The sequence below is a fragment of the Bariatricus sp. SGI.019 genome, assembly GCF_050315235.1.
Taxonomy (GTDB): Bacteria; Bacillota; Clostridia; order Lachnospirales; family Lachnospiraceae; genus JAFBIX01.
The window spans coordinates 23828-39017 of the sequence record NZ_JBNPOQ010000012.1; the positions used below are offsets into that span (position 1 = coordinate 23828).

At 39.3% G+C, this 15190-nt stretch carries 14 protein-coding genes and 1 pseudogene; 1 reads left to right on the plus strand and 14 read right to left on the minus strand.

Annotated elements, in window-relative coordinates:
* Positions 1-7 precede the first annotated feature (7 nt).
* Positions 8-2350, minus strand: coding sequence for a ferrous iron transport protein B (gene feoB / locus ACQRD1_RS09010; RefSeq protein ID WP_427787302.1), 2343 nt, complete (start codon positions 2348-2350; stop codon positions 8-10).
* Positions 2351-2514: 164 nt separating this feature from the next.
* Here feoB and ACQRD1_RS09015 point away from each other — a divergent pair, with 164 nt between their 5' ends.
* Positions 2515-2895 carry a metal-dependent transcriptional regulator gene (locus ACQRD1_RS09015; protein ID WP_235234240.1) on the plus strand — a complete coding sequence of 127 codons (381 nt, stop codon included), beginning with the start codon at positions 2515-2517 and terminating at the stop codon, positions 2893-2895.
* A gap of 3 nt (positions 2896-2898) precedes the next feature.
* Here the strand turns inward: ACQRD1_RS09015 and ACQRD1_RS09020 are convergent, their stop codons facing one another.
* The 13 genes and pseudogenes from ACQRD1_RS09020 to ACQRD1_RS09080 all read right to left on the minus strand — a co-directional run bounded on the left by ACQRD1_RS09020 (position 2899) and on the right by ACQRD1_RS09080 (position 14809).
* The gene (locus ACQRD1_RS09020; RefSeq protein ID WP_427787304.1) at positions 2899-4032 is read right to left on the minus strand and encodes a carbohydrate-binding domain-containing protein; all 1134 of its coding nucleotides are present in this window, start codon (positions 4030-4032) and stop codon (positions 2899-2901) included.
* A complete protein-coding gene (locus ACQRD1_RS09025; RefSeq protein ID WP_427787306.1) occupies positions 3939-4763 on the minus strand; it encodes a DUF4956 domain-containing protein in 825 nt (274 codons plus the stop codon). The genes ACQRD1_RS09020 and ACQRD1_RS09025 overlap by 94 nt, the downstream gene beginning before the upstream one ends.
* Positions 4756-5460, minus strand: a complete 705-nt coding sequence (locus ACQRD1_RS09030) for a polyphosphate polymerase domain-containing protein (protein WP_347375539.1) — start codon at positions 5458-5460, stop codon at positions 4756-4758. Before ACQRD1_RS09030 ends, ACQRD1_RS09025 begins: the two co-directional genes overlap by 8 nt.
* Positions 5461-5590: 130 nt before the next feature.
* Entirely contained in the window at positions 5591-6085 is a 495-nt protein-coding gene (locus tag ACQRD1_RS09035) for a sensor histidine kinase (protein ID WP_427787308.1), read from the minus strand.
* Positions 6066-6167, minus strand: a pseudogene (locus ACQRD1_RS09040) (DNA-binding response regulator); the annotation flags it as partial. The pseudogene ACQRD1_RS09040 and the gene ACQRD1_RS09035, both read right to left, overlap by 20 nt.
* A gap of 657 nt (positions 6168-6824) precedes the next feature.
* The gene (locus tag ACQRD1_RS09045; RefSeq protein WP_300335994.1) at positions 6825-7565 is read right to left on the minus strand and encodes a hypothetical protein; all 741 of its coding nucleotides are present in this window, start codon (positions 7563-7565) and stop codon (positions 6825-6827) included.
* Positions 7562-8740 carry an AAA family ATPase gene (locus ACQRD1_RS09050; RefSeq protein ID WP_300335992.1) on the minus strand — a complete coding sequence of 393 codons (1179 nt, stop codon included), beginning with the start codon at positions 8738-8740 and terminating at the stop codon, positions 7562-7564. The genes ACQRD1_RS09045 and ACQRD1_RS09050 overlap by 4 nt, the downstream gene beginning before the upstream one ends.
* A gap of 225 nt (positions 8741-8965) precedes the next feature.
* Positions 8966-10357: a tyrosine-type recombinase/integrase gene (locus tag ACQRD1_RS09055; protein ID WP_427787310.1), complete on the minus strand. Its 1392-nt coding sequence runs from the start codon at positions 10355-10357 to the stop codon at positions 8966-8968.
* Positions 10358-10360: 3 nt separating this feature from the next.
* Positions 10361-11332 carry a helix-turn-helix domain-containing protein gene (locus tag ACQRD1_RS09060; protein ID WP_427787311.1) on the minus strand — a complete coding sequence of 324 codons (972 nt, stop codon included), beginning with the start codon at positions 11330-11332 and terminating at the stop codon, positions 10361-10363.
* Between the two features lie 81 nt (positions 11333-11413).
* On the minus strand, positions 11414-11599 hold the full coding sequence (locus tag ACQRD1_RS09065; RefSeq protein ID WP_075671598.1) for a helix-turn-helix domain-containing protein: 186 nt from the start codon (positions 11597-11599) through the stop codon (positions 11414-11416).
* Positions 11600-12073: 474 nt separating this feature from the next.
* The gene (locus ACQRD1_RS09070; protein ID WP_427787313.1) at positions 12074-12547 is read right to left on the minus strand and encodes a DUF445 family protein; all 474 of its coding nucleotides are present in this window, start codon (positions 12545-12547) and stop codon (positions 12074-12076) included.
* Between the two features lie 649 nt (positions 12548-13196).
* A complete protein-coding gene (locus tag ACQRD1_RS09075; RefSeq protein ID WP_002578942.1) occupies positions 13197-13472 on the minus strand; it encodes a CD3324 family protein in 276 nt (91 codons plus the stop codon).
* A 161-nt stretch (positions 13473-13633) separates the two neighbouring features.
* Positions 13634-14809, minus strand: coding sequence for an MFS transporter (locus tag ACQRD1_RS09080; RefSeq protein ID WP_427787315.1), 1176 nt, complete (start codon positions 14807-14809; stop codon positions 13634-13636).
* Positions 14810-15190 lie beyond the last annotated feature (381 nt).

Genomic DNA, 15190 nt, shown 5'->3' on the forward strand with positions numbered 1-15190 from the left:
TCCTACTTTACAATCCAACTGCCATGCAGATGAGCCTTACAATAAAAGCAATGATCCACGCTACTACACACTGCCAGAAGACGACCCCAACTGCCCATCTTGCTCCCAGTTCTCGTTTAATAGAAGCAACGGCTGCAACACATGGTGTATACAGCAGAGAGAATACTAGCATCGTAGCAGCAGACAGCGTTGATATTGCAGTCTGAATGCTGTTTCCAAACAGAATTTCCATCGTAGATACCACACTCTCTTTTGCCATAAACCCACTGATCAGTGAGGTTACGATACGCCAGTCTCCTAATCCGAGAGGTCCCATGATCGGTGCAATCCACCCAGATATGATAGCCATCAGACTGTTAGAAGAATCTTCTACCATATTTAGCTGAAGGTCAAAACTCTGCAGGAACCATACCACGATCGTTGCGATCAAAATGACGCTGAATGCTTTGCTTAAGAAATCCTTGGCCTTTTCCCACAATAACTGTGCAACATTTTTTGCACCCGGCATACGATAATTTGGCAACTCCATAACAAACGGAACAGCTTCGCCTTTAAATAGTGTATTTTTAAACAGAAGGGCTACCAGAATCCCAACAATGATCCCCAGAATATAGATTCCTGTCATAATGAATCCGCCCTTACCCGGGAAAAATGCACTGACAAAGAAAGCATAGATTGGAAGCTTCGCTGTACAACTCATAAATGGAGTCAGAAGGATCGTCATCTTACGGTCTCGTTTACTTGGCAGTGTTCTCGTTGCCATCACGGCAGGAACAGTACATCCAAATCCAATCAGCATCGGAACAATACTTCTTCCTGACAGTCCAATCTTTCTCAATAATTTATCCATGAAGAAAGCAACTCGTGCCACATAACCACTATCTTCCATAATAGATAAGAAGAAGAACAAAGTCACTACGATCGGGAGAAAACTAAGTACACTTCCGACACCACCAAAGATACCGTCAATCACCAAGCCATGGAGAGCCTGATTCACATGAGCCGCAGTCATCCACTGATCCACAACCTCCGTCAATACATCAATACCGGTCTCCAAAAGTCCTTGTAAAAATGCACCGATTACGTTAAAAGTCAGGAAGAAGACCGCTCCCATAATGGCAATAAAGCAAGGGATCGCAGTCCATTTTCCCGTAAGAATACGGTCAAGCTTCTCTGAACGGACCCGCTCTTTACTTTCTTTTGGCTTCTTCACTGTACGTTCACAGACATACTCAATAAAGTCAAAACGCATATCCGCAATGGCAGCACTTCTATCCATACCGCCTTCTTTTTCCATCTGTACTACAATATGCTCAATCATAGCCAGTTCATTCTTGTCCAGTTCTAGCTGCTTCAGAATCAAGGAGTCCCCTTCAATCACTTTTGTTGCGGAAAAACGAAGCGGAAGTCCTGCTCTTTCTGTATGGTCTTCAATGATCGATTCCACGGCATGAATTGCACGGTGAATTGCACCGCCATGATCGTCTTTACTGCAAAAGTCCTGTTTCTGCGGACGTTCCTGATATTGTGCGATATGTACTGCGTGCTCGATTAATTCCCGGACACCTTCATTCTTGGCCGCAGAGATTGGAATAACCGGAACTCCCAGTAAAGCCTCCATTCCATTGATATCTATGGCACCATTATTATTCATGACTTCATCCATCATATTAAGGGCAACAACCATAGGAATATTCATCTCCAGAAGCTGCATTGTCAGATAAAGATTCCGTTCAATATTCGTTGCATCAACAATATTAATGATTGCCTTTGGTTTATCCCCAAGAACAAAATTCCTGGAGACAATCTCTTCACTTGTGTAAGGAGACATAGAATATATTCCCGGAAGATCTGTAACTCTTGTATTCGAATGACCTTTGATTGGACCATCTTTGCGATCTACTGTAACCCCAGGGAAATTCCCCACATGTTGGTTAGATCCTGTCAATTGATTGAATAATGTCGTCTTTCCACAATTCTGATTTCCTACAAGGGCATAGGTAAGTACCGTTCCATCCGGCAATGGATCTCCGTCATCCTTGGCGTGATATTTACCATCTTCTCCCAATCCCGGATGATCCGTAGGATATATTTTGTCAATACGGCTATGCTTATTCGTTCGTTCTTCAATTAGCTGAACATTGATCTGATCTGCATCTGCAAGACGAAGTGTCAACTCATATCCATGAATCTGTAATTCCATCGGATCTCCCATAGGTGCGAACTTTACGACTGTAACTTCCGCCCCCGGAATCACACCCATATCCAGAAAATGCTGTCTTAGAGCTCCTTCTCCGCCTACTTTCGTAATAACAGCACTTTCTCCGATTTTCAGATTCTTAAGTGTCATTTGTAACACCTCCATATATGTACATGATAATTATTTTCAATTAAAGTTATACCACGCTAACCAAAATTCGTCAAGACTATACAGTCTTGAATTTTTCTGTTTCTACTGATATAATAGAACAAACTTAAATGGTATATATTAACAGAAAATAGAAAGGTATTATTATGCGTCACAATAGATCTTCTGAAGATTATCTGGAAACTATATTGTTATTAAGCAAAAAGTTACCAGTTGTTCGTTCCATTGACATAGCGGTTGAGTTGAATTTTTCAAAACCAAGCGTCAGTGTTGCTATGAAACATCTGCGTGAAAATGGCTGTATAGAAGTAAACCAGGCTGGTTTTATTACTCTGACAGATAAGGGTATGCAGATTGCCACCAGTGTATATGAGCGTCATCAGGTACTCTCTGACTGGCTGATCTCTCTTGGTGTAGATCCCCAGACAGCTTCTGAAGATGCCTGTGAGATGGAACATCAGATCAGCGATGAAAGTTTCCAGGCTATGAAAAAGTTTATAAAAGAACACTCAGCAGTGTTAAAATAAAGTTTATCTATTCTGTCTGGGTGCAGCTCCACCTTTCATCTGTCCACCCATGTCTCCGTTTCCATATATAAGGCTATCCATGATAATTTTCTGTGTGCTGTTTCCTGCCGTCAGTGTATAGGCTTCTCCTTCTGTGATCTCCGGACAGCTTACAATCACAGAAGTATATTCCTTATCTGTCGTCCAAGAAACCAGTTCGTTTTCACTGCTGTCCGTAAGAGAAATGATGCTTCCCGCCGCTTGTGTATCTACCGTCACCATCATAATTCCCTGCGTGGAAGAATCACTGAAATTCTGCGTCATTCCTGAAGAACCCGCTGCTAAGAAGATTCCGCCTGTTATCACACCTTTCCCATTATAATCCAGCGAACCATTTCCATTATTTGTAGGTCCAGACACATAAGTCTCTCCACCTGATATGGTCAGATCACCATTCGAATCAATTCCGTCACCAGAAGCACTGACATGAATTGTCCCGCCTGATATGTGGATATATGAGCCTTCCTCTACAGCAAAGATATCCTCGCCGCCACCTTTGAATCCACTACTGTCATTGCCACCGGCTGCATTCAATCCATCATCGCTTGACGTCACGTCGATATCTCCACCTGTAATGTCAATAGTCAGACCTTCTAGCCCCTCATAGCTTTCTGATACTTGAATCGTTCCATCTGCAATCAATAGTGCAGAATCTGCATGCATTCCGTCATCCTTTGCTGTAATGTCAATGTTGCCTCCTGCAATGTATATGAATCCCAGGCTGGTATCATCTGTATTTGACGCGTGGATTCCATCCTTTCCAGTTGTGATATGGTAAGTTCCGTCTGCGATCCGTACACTGTCCTTTCCAGAAAGTCCATGCTTCTCAGCCGATATGTTATAAGTTCCGCTTGTTAATACCAAGTCATCTTTTGACACCACCGCGTGTCCCGCCGCTGCATTGATCGTCAATATACCTTCTCCATTTAAAGTCAAATCGTCTTTTGAAAATATCACCGCGTCAATATTATTGTCGTCAATCGCTGTGTAGATTCCCCCGTTCGTCAGGACATTGGAAGAACCGGATACAGTCGTAATAAACACCTTATCCGCAGAACGCACATAGATTGCTGCCGACTCTTTGCTTGTGATCTCCACGCCTTCCAGCACAAGCTGTACTTTATCCGTATCTTCTGCATCACAATAACCATTCCGTTTGCCAGCTCACCAGACAGGATATAAGTTCCTTCATCCGTAATCGTAATGGTATCTTCGTTGATCTGAACAGCATCTGATTCGCAGGAGCTTTTGTTATCCGAAAGAGTTATGCGTGTGCTGTCATCTTCATCATAACCAATCTCTTTATCCCGATCTGTAAACATATCCGATGTATCAATCCCACTTTCGTTGGACGTTATTTCTGTCTTCTCCTCTTCTGCGGTCACTGCATTTTCTCCAGCAGAGTCAGAATTTCCCTCGCTACAGCCTGTTAAAAACATTGCTCCTGTTAATAAAAGCACTGCTATCAAAAAAGCATATCCGATATAACCCATTCCAACTACAAGTCCGGTTCCCATGGCAAGAAAAATTGCACCGATTTCCTTTGCAGAACCCGGAACCGAACGGAAACGAACCAGACTGAATGCTCCTGCTACAGCCACACCGGCACCTACATTTCCATTGACCATCATAATCACTACACATACAATAGCCGGAAGCATTGCCAGTGTTGCAACAAAGCTCTTCGTATAACGTGTTTTCCACATATAGCTTCCTGTCAGAATAAGGCCAATAATCAGTGCACTGCCTACACATAGTAAGAAATCAGACAGTCCAATCACGCTTGTCATATCTGTATCAAAAACTCCCCGAAATATTGTATCAAGCATATTGAATTCCTCCCTTCATCTGCTGATAGGCTGTTCCATATTTTGAAAATGATATTTTATACAAATGGTTTCTGGTCAACGCCTCACTCATCCACAGCGGGATTCCCCCAGATGTCTTAATCTCCATCAAAGTCTGCCCCTGTTCCAAAATCGAAGTTCCATAAATATCACTTCCAAGAGACAGATCATCTTCCCGGTATAAAATATTTTCATCAAACGTTACCCGAAAATCACTTCCATCAAGTGCATAATAGGCCTCTCTTTCATAGGATAAAAAAACCGTCGGGTGAAGAGTTTTATAATATTCCCAAAAATATCGGATCTCATTGCCAATCTGTGAATGGTCGGGAAGTGGATTTCCGTTACATAAGCACTTCATTACTTCTGCTTCCGGACAAACCAGCCTTCGCTTATACACCACATGCTTGTATTTTTTCTTCAGTTCTACAAATACCGGAGTATCTTCACTTGCCGGACAGTAACTTCTCACCCGAAGCTTTTCTTTGTAAGTCGGTTTTTCCAGTGAATGACGAGCCAGCCGGTATGTCTCTGTGTCAAAATAAATGTTCCGTATTGTTGTCCTTTTGTACTGATCTAGCTTCATATAAGTTTCCATACTTTGCAACATATTTTCTTTCTGCTGCCGGTTTATCATATACTTCAATTCATAGCGTTTAAAAGTCATCTGATATGTCATGTCATTTGCTCCTTTGATTATTTACAGATATTACTATAACGAAACTTCCTTAAATTAACTTAAAAGTCTCTATAAAAAATGCCCAGATGGGAAATCCACCCGAAGCATTGTTTTTCAATAATCTGGAATTTTAACTTATGGGAAATATCACCGTAATCATCAACGATCTCTCATCCTCTGTCGATGCAACAATCTTCCCTTTATGTGCCTCTACTGTCGCTGCAACGATGGAAAGCCCCAATCCGTATCCTCCTGTCTGAGAATTTCTGGAACTGTCTGCACGATAAAATCTATCAAACAAATGATCCAGTTGTTCCCGCGAAATAGATTCTGTCGTATTGTAAACAGACAGGCGAATCCTCTTCCTCTCTTTTTCCAGGCATACCTTAATCCGTCCTCCATCTCCTGAATACTTCACCGCATTATCTAAAAGAATTGTTACAAGACGACTCAGCGCCTTCTCATCACCACATATGGAAATCATCGGTGTGATCTCACTTGTCAATATTTTATTCTGTGTCTTTGCCAGGGATTGATATGTATTCACGGTTTCTTCTACCATATCCGAAAATGGAAAATCCACCATGGTCATTGCTGTTCTGCTTTCTTCCATCAAAAACTGCATCCACGGAATAATTGTTACGCTCCAAAATTGTCGTAAGCGCCTTTGATAATGCTTTTTCATCTTCTGCAAATAATATACGCATACATTTACCTCTATTTCTATATAATCATAATCTATTTCTTATTTTCCAATCTACCAGATAAAAATTTATCAACACCCATTATTAATGATACTATCAAAATATCCTTAACTACACTTAAAATTTTGCTATATAAAATAAAAAAGCGGTTCATGATCTAGCAATTCCTGCTAATCATTACCGCTTTTTTGAACGTTCCCTGCGAGAATCGAACTCACAACTAGTGCTTAGGAGAGCTCTGTGGTTCTGTTAATCCCTGTCAAGAACTGATATATTTAGCCCTTTATTATCAAGGACTTTTTTTATTTTCGAATCAAATTCTGGTAATCTGAATACCCTTTCTGTCAAGACCAGATAAGACCTGAAAATTAGCAGATTCTTTGCAGCTGCTAACATCCGGGGAAAGCTCTGTTGTTACTGACAGATATCATATTCCGGCTACCATCCCCTTACAAGCGGGAATGATAAACAATATTCAATTGACCAGATTTCTATTATTACTATACACCGTTATTGAAAATTTGTCTATGGTGTTTCGACCACGACAGCCGACTTAAATACGAACATATCCAGTTGCCGGCCCGGCACTATTATCCCAAAATCCCCTTCATTTCAGTAATATCTCCATCATTTTGTCGCTAAATGATGGAGATATTTTCTTTATTCACCCCAGGCTACTTTTACTGCTTTTTCAAAATATTTAGCAGAATCACACAGATCAATTACTTGTTTCCAATGACTTTCCAAAGTAGGAATCAGCTGCTGGTATATACGATTATTCTTTTTATGACCTGGTATTCTTATTCCATGGTAATCCTTTTTTCTGGAAATAATATCCTCCCATGGATTTTGGATTTTTTCTATCTCCTCCATAGGATCAAAAGCAGCAACAATCCATGTATCTGTACTGTCACATGGCACCGTAATAATAATATCATTTCTCTCGGTATCTGTTCCAAGCCATTGTAAAACACAATGTGTTATATGGCTGCGATATCCTTCCGGTGTGTTCTCATGATCTTTACACGGAATATCTACCGGACATGAGCCATCTATTAACGTTTCACATCCTAATGGATGAACTTTCCCCTTATGCTCGCATTCGACAGTTGCACACCGACAATGAACCTCTTTTTCTTTCCGAGCCACGTCACCATCCATTTGAATTACAATCATATCAATCTGAGGAGAGATACCCTTCATAATCTTATCCAGATTCTGTCCTGTAGACTCACACCAGTTCCATACACCTTTCCACCCATTTCCGTACTCGCCTAGCATATTTTGTTCCGGCTGAATTCTCAGATAATCATTTTCTTCTCCGGTTATCTGATCGATCATGCATTTAAGTACAAGATAATCTGTCGGTCCTTCACCTACAATTCCTATCCTCTTTTTCATAACAGTTCCGGAACACCTCCCAGAAGTCCGTTAATCCAAAGTCTGGATAAGGATTGTCCTGTTTCTAAAAGTTCTTGAGAAATCTGGATTCTATTTAATTCAGCGTGCCCATACTTATTTTTATTAATGGCAAACAGTCGTATCCTATCATCCGCCAGATTCAGTCCATCCAGTACAAGGGGGTTATGTGTTGTCATGAAAACCGTCTTGTCGCTCTCAATTATCAGCTGACTAAATACTTCTGTGATTCTTTTTGCCAGTCTAGGATTTAAAGCATGATCAAAACTGTCAATCGCAAACATTCCCGGCACATCCGGATGCATAGCCAGTGTCAGCATAAACAGAACATACAAAGCACCTTCACTGGCATCATATCCGGTAAATACTGCTTTATCCTTTAAAAAACGATCCTGAAATTCGATGACCTGTCGTGTACTCGGAACTCCCGGATTCAGATTCGACTTTTTGGGCCTTGCGATATGAATATCCGATGCCCACTCGATTAATTCAAGAACATCATCCATACTCATTGCTCCAAACATTATCTCATCATCTACAGCCGAGAATAAATCCTCCATTGCATCAGCAAGTCTGCCGCCATTCAGTCCGATTGGCGTAACCTGTGTAGGATCTGCCACATTTCCACGCAGAGTAAGAGTATCCGGCTGATAAATTCCGTACCCAGAGATATAGTTTCCCATATCTGTATATTCTTCTCCGTTCAGTTTTTCTGACAGAGCATAATATCCTACCTTATTATTTAATTGTACGCTTGATCGATTACTTCGTCCAAATACATTTTCTCCGTTTTTAGAAACACTTTCCGAATGATATTTCCAGGTATCATCATCTGCAGGCGTAGTAAGATGTACAGAATATTCATACTCGTTTTTATTTCTCTCCCAGCTCATGGCAAAATCAACCGTTGGCATACTTCGTTCAATAGAACGAAACTGCGACTTATATAATGATGAAGTACTAAGCCGAACCCCCTTCCGCTGAAGACTATTATTATTCACACGGTCTGTCATGGCTGCACTCAGCACACCAATAGCTTCCAGAACAGAAGATTTTCCTGAACCATTGGCGCCAATAAAAACATTGATATTCCCAGGGCAGAAAGACACATCATAAAGTGATTTGAAATTTTTAATTTTGATTTCTTTTATATTCATTGAATCCTCCTCTTATCCCAAGTTTCTATAATATCTAATCTGATTTAATTATAATAATGTTTGAAAAATATGTCTATATCTAAACTCTAAAAAGCCTTTATTTTACAGCAATTAATTTATTTTAGATTTTATGTTTTTCTCTTTTTTTTGATACCTAAACAAATATTAGATATTATTCTTATTACATTATTTCCCTATTTAAAACAGAATAAACAAATACTTTCATTACTTCATTGTCTTCGCCAATGATGCAAGTAATGCCGCCATCTCCGGATTGGAGAGGACCTTTGCAAGCAGTTCTGCATCCACACCTTCCGGAACCGCTACCGTGTTTTGTGCTGTATTCGGATGCATCTGCGGATCCAGATTTTTCTTCTCATAAAAAGCCTCTTCAAATAATTCTGCATTTTTCTTCCGGTCGTCATCCAGGATATGGGAATATACATCCGTAACCATGCTGACCTGAGCATGTCCGGAGTCGCCCTGAACTGCCTTGATATCTCCACCATTCAGTTTCAACTTATAGGTAACACTGCTGTGTCTGAGACTGTGGAAAACAACCGGTGGGAGATCATAGTCTTTAATCAACTGATTCAATGGCTTCCGGATCGCACCATCCCCCAAAGGAAGACCAAACGTACTTGCCATGACCAGGTTATAGTCCATGTATTCATCTCCAAGAACTTCCTTTGTCTCATCCTGTTTTTCTTTCCACTCGATCAGCATCTTTGCGACAGACTTTGGAAGGAAAACCTTTCGGACACTGCTGTCTGTCTTCGGTGTTTTCAAAACACGGACTGTTTTATTGGTCTTGCTTTTTTCTGGAAATATCAGCAGCACATCTTTTGCATCCAACTCTTTTAAAGCGGATTTGCTCACTCGCTGGGATTCCTTATTGATAAACAGATATGCCCGGTTTTCCTCAATTGCTTCCTCCGAGATGTCCACACAATCCCAGGTAAGCCCCAGAAGCTCACTGATCCGGAGAGAGCAGGAGAAGGAAAGGTTCATTGCCAGCTTTAGCCGATCATCCTCACATACTTCCAGTGCGTACATCAGAGTTTCGGCAGTCCAGATCTCCCGTTTCTTTGTTTTATGTTTTGGTACGGTCGCATAGATACAAGGATTCTTCTCCATCAGCTCCCATTTGACAGCCTGTTTAAAACAGCTTCGGAGGAGTTTATGGATATCTCTGATGGTACTGGTAGATACATATTCATTCTTTCTTTTCCCAATTATAGGATTGACCACAGCCGGAGCTTTCAACAATCTCTGATAATATTTTTCAATAAAACGGGTATTGATCTCCGACAGTTTTTCATCCCCGATGATCGGAAGGATATAATTATTTATGAGAGAAACATTTCCATCATACGTAGATAATGCCCAGTTGTCTTTTCCATACAGGGCAACGTATTCTGCCAGAAGATCCTTCATGGTTTTACACTGCGGAATTATCATGGATCCCATTTCTTCTTTATATTCAATTTCTTTCTTGCGTTTCTTTGCCTCTGCCTTTGTAGCATAAGTTTCCCATTTCTGCTTCCGTTTCCCGTCTGCATCAGTATAGGAATAGATCACATTAAATTTTCCATTTCGTTCCCTGATCGATGCCATAATTTAACAGCCCCTTTCTGTATTTCTCTTTTCCAGCCACGCTTCAAATTCTTTTCGTTTGATCCGAACATGGTTCCTTATTTTTACAACCGGAAAATATCCTTTTGTGTACCAGACATTTATCATGGACCGGCTGACCTTTGCCATAAAGGCTGCTTCATCTATAGTAAGATACTGCAGATTGCCATTCCTTCCTCGTTCCCCGGTCTGTGCCAGTTTCTTTCTCCGATAATTCGCCAGTGCCACATTTTCTTCCATTGCCAGTTCTTCATAATCGTTCGCCGGATCCAGATGATATTCATCCTGCCCTTCCAGAAACTTCTGAAAGCTTTCCTTCGTGATTCTTTTTCGATCAGCGATCGTGACGAACTCAAAGAAATGCTGATACTTTTGACTATTCAGGATGCCATATACCTGATTTCTGGTGATTCCCAGCTGTCTGGCCATTTCCGGCATAGTGAGAGTAGCGGCCTCCATTTCGGCGTCCCTCTTTTTATCCTCTTTCGTGCGGTATCTGGACTGTCCGTCATACCATTTCTGAAATGCAGCTTTGGGTACACGTTTCCAGTAGTCCACAATCACTACTTCGATATTATTCCGCTTGATCAGGTCATAAACAACACCATCCGTAAGCTCCAGCATTTCTGCAAGTTCCGGAACAGAATAAGACCATTCTTTCAATTTCTTTCCCGGTTCTTCTCCGGTGACTTTATGATATTTAATCTGATTCGCATACCACTTTTCAAAACTCTCAATATTGACCCGCATCTTTCCGGCAATCTCTTTGGTCTCAAAAAAGTTTTTATGTACCAGCCAATACCGATCCGTCTTTTTAAGCCCTAAAAGCTCGCCCATCTCAGAAACACTCATCCATTTCTTTTTCGCAGAAGACAGCCTCTTGTATGGGCTGTTTGCTTTCACTTCCTTTATCAGTTCTTCGTATTCCTTGGTATTCATTTTTCCCTTCTCATCCATGAAGCTTTCCTCCTTCTTCCCATACCATACCGCACTTTTTCAAAAAAATTTAGGATGTCGATTTTTCATCCGGATAGGAGATTAGTTGGAAGATTCCGGCAACTTATCCAGCCAGTCATCAAAGCTTTTTTTGGAAATACGGTACTTTCCGCCATCCAGCTGGATCCACCGGAACTCATTTTTCTTCAGAAGGTTATATATTGTCGGTCTGCTGACTCCAAGGATTTCCTGTAACTCTTTTACTGTATAACATCTTTTCTCTGACATATGTCATTACCTCACATTTCATTATTTTGGAGGCGGCATTCCAAATACTCCCGCAAGTGACGGGGCATTTGGCTCTCGCGGCAGTCGCCAGATGGACATGCAAGCATGTCCGCTTGGCTCGTTGCTCGCGGATATAAATGTCCCTCTATATATCCAAAGTTTTAGAGGGGCTTATACAACATGTTTCAGTTAAAAAAAGTCAATATGAGAAAAATGGGCAAAAGAAAACCTCCGTATGAATCGAATCATACGAAGGTAACATGTTCTCATTATGTTGTATTTATTCCATGATATCGTCATTTTAAGAAACAGATAAACTGGAGGTTATCTCTTACAAACAGTGTTCATCAATACAATCACAACTACACAGTAAATTCCTGTTGTCCTCTTGTCCTATTTGTGCTATATCATATATATCTTTTCATTCATCCATGAAAACTTAGTTTACAATCATTATCTTCTTTACATAAGAAATTATATAATAATATTTAAAACTCCTAAAACTGCACCTACTAAAGCCCCAAGATTTACAATTGTATCCAATTCTTTTTTCATCACAGTCAGCACCAGTTTCTCCAGACTATCTACATTCATAGCATTGATTTTATCTTCGATAATTTCTGCAATATTCAAATTACCGATCAGCTTTCCGATGACAGAATCAATTGCTTTGTGATAAAAATCTGCTACTATTTTTCGAACGGCTCCTTCCGAAATATTCATATGGTTACAGAGATCTATGACAGATTGTTCTCCTAACGTATCAATTTTAGTTTCCAGTTCTTCCTTTATAAAATCTGGTCCTTTTTCATTAATATACTTTACTATTTCTCTATCACGCTGGCGTTTCAGCTCATCGTAATAATCCCTTGCCTCATGTTTCAGTACCTTTTTACAAAAACTATCAAAGGTGTGCCGCTTACTTTGCTCATGGCTGTTAGGTTTCACATTCTCACCCCCTCTCGGGCGGTGACTCCGCTGTTTCCCTTTCGCCACTACTACGGTGGGAATTGCAAAACTGCCAAACTTATAAGTGAATTTCGGAAAAAACTTTAAATAAAACCCAAAAATGCCCGACTGAAAGCACAGTCGGGCATAACATGAAATATTTACATTTATATAATGATGTGTATATTCATACTGATAGCCATAATATCCCGTTGGAGGATATAGACTTTTTTTAACAAGTTATAAATTATCAAGTTTTGTCGAAAAAAATGAACACAGCGATACCTCCTTGATACCGCCGTGTCCTCAAAAAAAAGGGTGAATTTAATACACCCTCCGCTTATCCAATTTTTCAACAGGAAAACGGCAGCTTTGATTGTCAAGTCAAAACCGCCATTTGGCTCATTACAAAAATATTGCCATAACTACAGTTTTTATATAACCGTTGATATGTATACTTGACTCCATTTAATAACTACTTATATTTTACCAAGTTTTGTTTTATCATAGGGTTACACGTTTCTTTTATGATTAAAGATGTTCCAAAATATCTAAATGTGCTTTTAAAAATATATCAAAAATAGTGTAAATCTAACTTTTCTTTATAATAAAAATGCGCCATGATAACATGACGCATTTGGGGTGGAACTTATCTATTATTTTTTTCATATCTAATAATTCGTTGAATGCTTTTTTCAGCCAAAAAATATTTCTGAGCTAGTTGCTGTACAGATATGCCATCACAATAGTCATAATATATTTTTTTATTACGGAGTGACAGTATTTCTTTTGTATCTGTACAATCTCCCCAAGATTTTTTATTCTCACTGCGTTTGGGAATATATATTACTTCTCCTTCAATGTAATCTTGAATTTGCAGTATAATGTCTTTTGGTAAAACCTCATATATTTTTGGATAGCTCATCCTGCACCTCCTAAAAAATAAATCTTAGGATTAGCAAAAGCTGTTACAAAATAGTTTCTAAATATTTAGAGTGCAATAGCTTTTGCTATGCACCCAAAAAGTACCTGCCATACTACAATGCCCTCCTTTTTGTCATTTTATATCAATTTATTTTCTTAGCGTTATCTGCCATACAGCACACCGCAAATAACTAATAAAACACCGGATACAAACAACATAGATTGCACACTAACAATGTCTGCCAATGGTCCCAGAAATAGAATAGCTATTGGCAAAGCACTTGTTGATGCTATTTGAATAATTGAAAAAACTCGCCCTAATACATCTGGCTCTGTAATTTCCTGAACATATACGGTTTGTACAGTAGTGAGTATAGGCATAAAGAATCCTGCTATTAAGATAAATACGAGATACAATGCAAAATTTGTCGCAATACTCATAAACCCAAATGCTATTCCAAATGCAATAAAAACAGCAGCAATTGCAAATACCTTATTTTTAATTTGCTTTCTTAAAGCAATAAAAACGCCTCCAATAAGAGAACCAACAGTCCAAAGAATTTCATTTGCAGTCAATCGCCATACTTCATTTCCAAATGTACGTTCAATCATTAACGGCGATAATACCATTGCCGGGGTCAGCAAAATAAAGGCAATAGCATAGAAAGCAATTAGTTTCTTTAACTCGGAATGTTCAAATACATAATCTATTCCTGCACGAATATCTGAAATCATTGAGTTTGTATTTACTGTTGAATTTTGTTTTCCAACCTTGATCATGCTCATTATGGTAATAGCAATAACTGCTGTAACAACATCGACCATGAAAGCCCAAACAAGACCGATGGAACCAAGCAAAACTCCACCAATAGCAGGAGCAAGTAATAAACAAATTGCATTTACTGTTTGATTAATACCCTGAATTTTAGTCAAATTTTCTTTTGGCACTATTTGCGGATAAATAGCATTGACTGCCGGAGATTGAATGCCTGCCCCCGTCGAACGAATTGCTAAAACAACCAACAATAGAATTTTATCTTGAAAACCTACCCAATACGATATTGCTAAACCCAATGTTGCCAACGCTATAAAACCGTCTGCCGCCATAATCATATATTTACGATTAAACCTATCTGCTAAGGCACCTCCCCATAAGGAGATTATTATTTGGGGCAGATTGCTAAATATAGTTGCCATCATCATCCAAAAGCCTGATGATGTTTCAAGGGTTATATGCCAGATTACAGCATAGCCAACAATTGACGAACCAAAAAGAGATATATTTTGGCTTAATAAAAATAATACAGCGGAAACTTTCCAGTTTTTATTTGATTTCATATATAGTATCCTTTCTTCTTCATAAACACAAGGACAACAAAAAAGCGACACGCTAAAACGCAACTGTCGCTTATATATCTATATATAAAATAGTTGTGTCTATGTGTTTTTAATTAAATTTATTTTGTTTATCCAAGATAATAAAATAATTAATAATAATTCCTGACATAAGAACGATGCTCCTTTCATATTTCATGATCGTTGAAATTGTATCTTAATGAGCCATGTAAGTTAAGCATCATGTAAATTCGGCCTAACAAAACTCCATACAATTACGCAATATTATAATTCATTTTAACTCAGCAGTCAACATATAAAACGCAATAATTAGAGTTATTTTTATCAGCACTATGATTCTTAACTTCCAGAAATTTTTCCACT

What these genes read in the sequence shown, in the direction of transcription:
- ACQRD1_RS09080 (WP_427787315.1), bottom strand. Translation starts at nt 14,809, where the DNA reads ATGAAATCAAATAAAAACTGGAAAGTTTCCGCTGTATTATTTTTATTA.
- ACQRD1_RS09050 (WP_300335992.1), bottom strand. Translation starts at nt 8,740, where the DNA reads ATGAATATAAAAGAAATCAAAATTAAAAATTTCAAATCACTTTATGAT.
- ACQRD1_RS09035 (WP_427787308.1), bottom strand. Translation starts at nt 6,085, where the DNA reads ATGCAGTTTTTGATGGAAGAAAGCAGAACAGCAATGACCATGGTGGAT.
- ACQRD1_RS09065 (WP_075671598.1), bottom strand. Translation starts at nt 11,599, where the DNA reads ATGTCAGAGAAAAGATGTTATACAGTAAAAGAGTTACAGGAAATCCTT.
- ACQRD1_RS09015 (WP_235234240.1), top strand. Translation starts at nt 2,515, where the DNA reads ATGCGTCACAATAGATCTTCTGAAGATTATCTGGAAACTATATTGTTA.
- ACQRD1_RS09060 (WP_427787311.1), bottom strand. Translation starts at nt 11,332, where the DNA reads ATGGATGAGAAGGGAAAAATGAATACCAAGGAATACGAAGAACTGATA.
- ACQRD1_RS09025 (WP_427787306.1), bottom strand. Translation starts at nt 4,763, where the DNA reads ATGCTTGATACAATATTTCGGGGAGTTTTTGATACAGATATGACAAGC.
- ACQRD1_RS09055 (WP_427787310.1), bottom strand. Translation starts at nt 10,357, where the DNA reads ATGGCATCGATCAGGGAACGAAATGGAAAATTTAATGTGATCTATTCC.
- feoB (WP_427787302.1), bottom strand. Translation starts at nt 2,350, where the DNA reads ATGACACTTAAGAATCTGAAAATCGGAGAAAGTGCTGTTATTACGAAA.
- ACQRD1_RS09075 (WP_002578942.1), bottom strand. Translation starts at nt 13,472, where the DNA reads ATGAGCTATCCAAAAATATATGAGGTTTTACCAAAAGACATTATACTG.
- ACQRD1_RS09045 (WP_300335994.1), bottom strand. Translation starts at nt 7,565, where the DNA reads ATGAAAAAGAGGATAGGAATTGTAGGTGAAGGACCGACAGATTATCTT.
- ACQRD1_RS09030 (WP_347375539.1), bottom strand. Translation starts at nt 5,460, where the DNA reads ATGACATATCAGATGACTTTTAAACGCTATGAATTGAAGTATATGATA.